This window comes from Streptomyces canus (assembly GCF_001514145.1).
Lineage (GTDB): Bacteria > Actinomycetota > Actinomycetes > Streptomycetales > Streptomycetaceae > Streptomyces > Streptomyces canus.
The window spans coordinates 1-5,669 of record NZ_KQ948704.1; the positions used below are offsets into that span (position 1 = coordinate 1).

The 5,669-nt window shown below is 67.0% G+C and carries 7 protein-coding genes and 1 pseudogene; 6 read left to right on the forward strand and 2 right to left on the reverse strand.

Features of this window, described 5'->3' with window-relative positions; genetic code table 11:
- Window positions 1–43: 43 nt before the first annotated feature.
- Window positions 44–848: pseudogene (locus AQJ46_RS55210) on the forward strand (IS5 family transposase).
- Between the two features lie 7 nt (window positions 849–855).
- Here AQJ46_RS55210 and AQJ46_RS51005 read toward each other — a convergent pair.
- Entirely contained in the window at window positions 856–1,584 is a 729-nt protein-coding gene (locus tag AQJ46_RS51005; RefSeq protein ID WP_059212188.1) for a DUF4253 domain-containing protein, read from the reverse strand.
- A 178-nt stretch (window positions 1,585–1,762) separates the two neighbouring features.
- Between AQJ46_RS51005 and AQJ46_RS51010 the strand changes: the two genes are divergently transcribed.
- From AQJ46_RS51010 to AQJ46_RS56830, 4 genes are all read left to right on the forward strand, one after another.
- Window positions 1,763–2,251: a TetR/AcrR family transcriptional regulator gene (locus AQJ46_RS51010; RefSeq protein ID WP_059212189.1), complete on the forward strand. Its 489-nt coding sequence runs from the start codon at window positions 1,763–1,765 to the stop codon at window positions 2,249–2,251.
- 833 nt (window positions 2,252–3,084) lie between these two features.
- On the forward strand, window positions 3,085–3,330 hold the full coding sequence (locus AQJ46_RS53870) for a DUF2630 family protein (protein ID WP_079072889.1): 246 nt from the start codon (window positions 3,085–3,087) through the stop codon (window positions 3,328–3,330).
- 81 nt (window positions 3,331–3,411) lie between these two features.
- Window positions 3,412–3,795: an AAA family ATPase gene (locus AQJ46_RS56825; RefSeq protein WP_208617142.1), complete on the forward strand. Its 384-nt coding sequence runs from the start codon at window positions 3,412–3,414 to the stop codon at window positions 3,793–3,795.
- A gap of 57 nt (window positions 3,796–3,852) precedes the next feature.
- Window positions 3,853–4,173, forward strand: a complete 321-nt coding sequence (locus AQJ46_RS56830; RefSeq protein WP_208617143.1) for a hypothetical protein — start codon at window positions 3,853–3,855, stop codon at window positions 4,171–4,173.
- 8 nt (window positions 4,174–4,181) lie between these two features.
- Here the strand turns inward: AQJ46_RS56830 and AQJ46_RS56835 are convergent, their stop codons facing one another.
- Window positions 4,182–4,634: a hypothetical protein gene (locus tag AQJ46_RS56835; protein WP_059212191.1), complete on the reverse strand. Its 453-nt coding sequence runs from the start codon at window positions 4,632–4,634 to the stop codon at window positions 4,182–4,184.
- A gap of 431 nt (window positions 4,635–5,065) precedes the next feature.
- On the opposite strand from AQJ46_RS56835, the gene AQJ46_RS56840 reads away from it, so the two are divergent.
- Window positions 5,066–5,464: a hypothetical protein gene (locus tag AQJ46_RS56840; protein WP_208617144.1), complete on the forward strand. Its 399-nt coding sequence runs from the start codon at window positions 5,066–5,068 to the stop codon at window positions 5,462–5,464.
- Window positions 5,465–5,669 lie beyond the last annotated feature (205 nt).

Genomic DNA, 5,669 nt, shown 5'->3' on the forward strand with positions numbered 1-5,669 from the left:
GACGGCGTTTCTGATGGCTGTCTCAGCTCGTTGGCTTGGTGTGATGACTCTTGCTGAGCGGCTAGTGCCGGATGAGCTGTGGGAGCTGTTTCGACGGGTGGTGCCTCTGACGGAGGTGACGCGTCCGCAAGGCGGCGGTAAGCGTCGGTCCGGTGATCGTGAGGTGTTGACGCCATCGTGTTCGTGGCCACGTCGGGGTGCACGTGGCGGCAGCTGCCGCCGGTGTTCGGACCGTGCTGGCAGACGGTCTACCGGAGGTTCAGCCAGTGGAGCCGGGAGCGGGTCTGGGCCCGGCTTCACCGCGTTGTGCTTGATGAACTGGGTGCCCGCGGTGACCTGGACTGGTCGCGCTGCGTGATCGATTCGGTCAGCGTGCGGGCGACAAAGGGGGGCCACTGAGCGGACCAAATCCGACCGACCGCGGCAAACTGGGATCGAAAATCCACCTGATCACCGACCGGAACGGCCTGCCGCTGTCGCTGGGCATCTCCGGCGCCAACCTGCACGACAGCCTCGGCCTTGAGCCGCTCGTGCGCGGTATCCCACCCATCCGCTCACACCGGGGGCCTCACAGAAGGCGACCCGCGAAGCTCCACGGTGACAAGGGTTACGACTATGACCACTTGCGCCGATGGCTCTGGGGGCGCGGCATCACACCGCGCATCGCCCGCAAAGGCGTGGAGTCGTCGCAACGGCTTGGCCGGCACAGATGGGTCGTGGAACGAACGGTGTCCTGGCTGGCGGGCTGCCGACGTCTGCACCGCCGTTACGAACGCAAGCCCGAGCACTTCCTCGCCTTCGCGGGCATTGCCGCCACGCTCATCTGCTACCGCCGCCTCACCAAGTAGAGGACTCTCAGTCCCACCAGAACCACCATTCGCGACGCTTCATGAGGTCCTCGTGGTACGTGTCCCAGTCCAGGCTGGGGTCCACGTAGAAAACATCCGGGCAGGCGAGGTAGTGCTCCGCAGTGAGGACACGGGCCTGGTGGACATCCGTTGGCCGAGCGGCAACAGAGACATACAAGCTTCCGTGCCCAAAGCCCACCACGCGGAGACCAAACCGGTCCTCCCAGGAGCGCAGCACTGCCGACAGCTCCTGGGCAGTCATGTGATTCGTCATCCCGAGCCAGCTCAGGGCGGCGGGCGCATCAGCCCCCCGCGTGACCTGGACGAGTGCGAGACACCGGGCTCGGCCGTCGCGGGCGACAGCGGACGCCAGTTCGCCCGCGCACACGTCAACGTCAGTCGTCGCCGCCGCAGGCCTCGCGAGACCGGGCCACTCCTTGAAAGGCAACCAAGAATCGTCCGTCCACTGGCTCCGCAAGTACGAGGCGGCATCGACGTCAGCCCCGTAGTCACCGCCCACCGGCTCGAATGAGTCATCGGGGTACTCAAGCAGCAGCGGGTACAGGCCGGTCTCACAACGCCGTGTGTACAGACGCTTCCACCAGTCGGCCGCATCCATGACCGGTCCATCGCTCACCCACACCACCGGATGCGGAGCAACACACGGCCCCAGCAGCCGGCCAGGCGGCAAGTCGTTCAACAACTGTCTGAGATCTTCAGTCAAAGGCTCGGGCATGACCGGAATCTACGCGGCACCTCTGACAGAGCCATCAGAAACGCCGTCTTAATGGGCAGGGGTCGACTTCAGAGAGGCGATAGAGGGCTCAGGTTTCACATTCGCGCCAACTGGACTCGCTGCTGTGAGAGCCGACGCAGCGCGCAATCTGGAAGCGGTCCTGACCACCGGAGCACGTATGCTCGCCGCCGACCCCGGGGCGAGCATCGCTGCCATCGCCGCCGAGGCAGGCGTGGACCGCCGCACCGTCTACCGCCGCTTCGCCTCCCGCGAGGACCTGCTCACGGCCATCTACGACGCCCGGCTCACGGCCATCGAGCACGCCATCGAAGAGGCACGGCTGCGCGAAGCCCCCGTCGCCGTCGCCCTGCACCGCTACGTCGAGAACATCATCGCCGTCAACCGCACCTGGCCCGTCGACCTCGCCCGCATGCTCGTCGACGACGCCGTCCGCGCGCGCCGCGACACCTCCGTCCGCGAGGTCGACACCTTCCTCCAACGGGCCACCGACGAAGGCCTCCTGCGCCCCGGTCTCCCGGAGGGATGGGCCGGGGCGCTGCTGCCCCAGCTCATGCACCTCGTGTCCCGCCAGTTGCCCGAGCTGAGCCCGGGCCAGGCTGCGGATGTCGTCGTCGACACCTTGCTGAACGGCCTCGGAGTGTCCTGACAGCCGTACCACTGCACCGCGCCCGCAGCGTCCCCCGACTCACCGGTCCAACCGGCGAGATCGCCCCGCAGGAGCCGTCGGTCGGGGTGGTCGCTCGAAACGGATTGCCGCGCCCCGCTGGGAGACGATGTCCACCGCGACCGCCGCACGCTCGCGTGCGGCGAGTTCGGCGATCACCTTCGCCCACGCGCATGAACCGTGATAGAAGCCGTGCAACAGGACTATCGGCGTTTCGGCCACGACCTCCGCTCTCGACCCACGTAGTCGTTCGATCAGTCACGGACAATAGCAACGGATGACACGCCCCCCGCATGTGCGAGGAAAGGTGGGTGGCGCGTTGAACCTTTGAGTCGTCTCGACTCGTGTGGGAGGCATGAACTCTCCTTTCACCGGACTGCTCCCCCTTTCACCACACCGCTGGCTGCGGAAAAACGACTCAGATCATCGACACCGCTTCGCCGGCACAGAACTGACCACCCAACCGCCCGGTCTTCGTCGTGTTCCTCCCGGTCGAGAAGCCCCATGTGCTCGCCGCGCGTGGTCCACTTGAGCAGTGGCGCCCGGTTCGGAGGCCCAGACGTTCAGGTTGGCCGGTTGATCGTCTTCCGCTCTGCGGCGGAGAGAGGCCAAGAAGCAACGGAGAAGAGAGCCGCACCAAGGGGGGACTCTTCACAGCCGCAATGTGAAACTGGCTGGGTAAGTTTCGCACCCTGGAAAGACGTTGAGACGACGTCCCTTGCGTCCTCAAGTAACGCGTCTTAGAGTTTAACCCTGCTTGAGATCACGTGACGCAGCGTCAGCTCATGATGCGCCTTCGACCCCTTGGAGAAGCAATGGATCAGGGACAAATTCTCGGCAGGATAGCGGAAATGGTGGAACAGGAACGGAAGCTGCGGGATTCAGCGCAAGAGGGCCAAATCGATACACAGGAAGAAAAGCAGCGTCTCGGCGAACTCGAGCGTGAACTCGACCAGTGCTGGGATTTGTTGCGCCAGCGACGCGCAAAGGCCGAATTCGGCCAGGACCCGGACGAGGCTCATGTGCGTCCGGCTTCGCAGGTCGAGAACTACCTGAGCTGAGCGCGTCAGGGGAACCCTTCCCTCTGTCGAACCTACAACTTCACGCGTACGGTCCCACCCGCTGGGCGGATGGTGCTTGTCGTGATCGCCGCATTTCAGGAGGATGACGCGATGGAGCTGATCGGCCGCGACAAGGACGTCGGTTCGATCCGTGACTTCTTCGAGGCGGCGGGTGTACGCGGTGGCGCTCTGCTGTTGGTCGGCGACGCCGGCCTGGGCAAGACCGCGGTCCTCGACGAGTTCGCGGCCATGGAGGCCAAGAACGGCACCCGTGTCCTGCGTGCCGCTGGTGTGCAGTTCGAGGCGGATGTCAACTACTCCGCCCTCAACCAGTTGTTGTTCCCGCTCGGCGACGACATGGATTCCCTCTCTGACGCGCACCGCACCGCGCTGCGCTGCGCGCTCGGCTTCGAAATCGGCCCGCCCCCGGACCGGCTCGTGGTGTCGAACGCAGCCGTGCTGTAGCTGCGTTCGATCGCGGCAGATGCCCCGCTCCTGGTCCTCGTCGACGACCTGCACTGGGTGGATCGGGCCGGCGCCGAGGTTCTCGGTTTCGTCGCTCGCCGGCTGGTCGGCAGGCCGATCGTCTGCCTGGGGGCCTGCCGTACCGCCGAGCGCGGGTTCTTCGCGGGCGGCGGGCTGACCGAGATGGCCCTGCCGCGTCTGCCCCCAACTGCCGCACGGGCCCTGGTGGACCGCACGTTTCCGGAGTTGGGACGGCCGTACGGCAACGACTGCTCGCCGAGGCCGCCGGCAACCAGCTGGCGCTGCTGGAACTTCCCTCCGCGCTGGACGGCGACCACCGTACGGACTTCACCGCACTTCCCACCGTCCTGCCGCTGACCGAACGGCTACAGGCGATGTTCGCCTCCCGGATGAGCGAGCTGCCCGAACGCTGCCGTCTGATGATGCTGCTCGGCGCTCTCGGTGGCACCACAGAGGTGGCCCGCCTGCGTGCCGCCGGTGGCAGCACCTGCGATCTTGACGACCTCAAGCCGGCGGAGGACGGCCGACTCGTGCAGATGTACGCGAACCGGCTGAGCTTTCGGCACCCGCTCATCGGGGCCGCGGTGGTCGGGGCGTGCTCGGAGCGGGAACGGCGCTGGGCCCACGGCGCGTTGGCCGGAGTCATCGACGCTCCGGAGCGGCGCGTACGCCACCTCGCCGAGTCCACGGTGGGCCCGGACGAGGACATCGCCGGTCAGCTGGAGGCCACAGCCCGGATTCTGCTGCGGCAGGGCGACGCGATCGGCGCGATCGGCGCCGTCGCCGCGTTCACCCGTGCGGCGGATCTGAGCCCGCAACCGGCCGATCGCGGCCGCCGACTCGCCGAGGCCGCATATGTCGGTGCCGAAGTGGCGGTGAGATGGTCACTGCCACCCGATTGCTGGGCGATGCCCGCCGCAGCGGATCGCTGGACACCCGGAAGGCGGCGTCACCACCGCTTTCCGTCTGCTGGCCGGCGCGATCGAGGCCGGCGATCACGGGTACGACACGGAGAACCCGGTGCTGATCGAGGCCATGTACTCGCTGCAGCTGGTCAGTTGGTGGGTGGGCACCGGGGAGGCCGGGCGGACCGCTCGTACGCTGGTCGACCGGATGGTCCCGCAGCCTCCTCCCCTCCTGCGCGTCTACGCGGGGGTGTTCCCCGACCCGGCTCGTCCGGATCGGTACGGCCGCTCTGTTCGCCGACCGCCTGTCCCGGCTGCGTGGCCCGGAACAGCAGTTGGCGCAGATGAGCCGAGAGGGCAAGGGCCCCGCTCGCCGTCATCTCGGCGCGCTGACCCACCTGGCCATCGGCGCGTTCCTGGCCGGCTGCTGGGACCAGGCGTGGGAGCTGTCCGACGAGGGCATCACGGTCAGCAACGAACACGGGTTCAAGTTTTTCCGCTGGTACTTCGACTGGGTGCATGCGCTGGTCGCGGCCGGGCGCGGCGAGGCTCAGGCGGCTCGCCAGCTGACCGACGACGTGGTCCGATGGGCTGTCGCACACCAAGCCACCGGTGTGACGTTCTTCGCGTTGCAGGCGCGAGCGTTCACGAGATCGGGGCAGGCGACTACGAGGGCGCTTACCAGACCGCGACACGGATCAGCCCGGCCGGACAGCTCGCGCCGTACCGGCCAACCGCGCTGATGCTGTGTCCACCGGCGAACGCCAGTCTTACCGGGATGGATACAGAACCGTTTCCCAGGTCCACTGGCCCCCGGCTGGGGGCCGGATCACGGCGACAGTTTCATCGCCCATGAGCGTCGTATGTCGGCGCCGGCCGACGAGATCTTTGCCCACCTGGTCGCGGTCGAGGCGTGGCCGAAATGGCAGTGGCTTTGTCCACGAGAAC

Excerpts from the sequence above, each read along its gene's own strand:
- AQJ46_RS51005 (WP_059212188.1), bottom strand. The coding sequence starts at position 1,584 with ATGCCCGAGCCTTTGACTGAAGATCTCAGACAGTTGTTGAACGACTTG.
- AQJ46_RS51010 (WP_059212189.1), top strand. The coding sequence starts at position 1,763 with ATGCTCGCCGCCGACCCCGGGGCGAGCATCGCTGCCATCGCCGCCGAG.
- AQJ46_RS53870 (WP_079072889.1), top strand. The coding sequence starts at position 3,085 with ATGGATCAGGGACAAATTCTCGGCAGGATAGCGGAAATGGTGGAACAG.
- AQJ46_RS56840 (WP_208617144.1), top strand. The coding sequence starts at position 5,066 with ATGAGCCGAGAGGGCAAGGGCCCCGCTCGCCGTCATCTCGGCGCGCTG.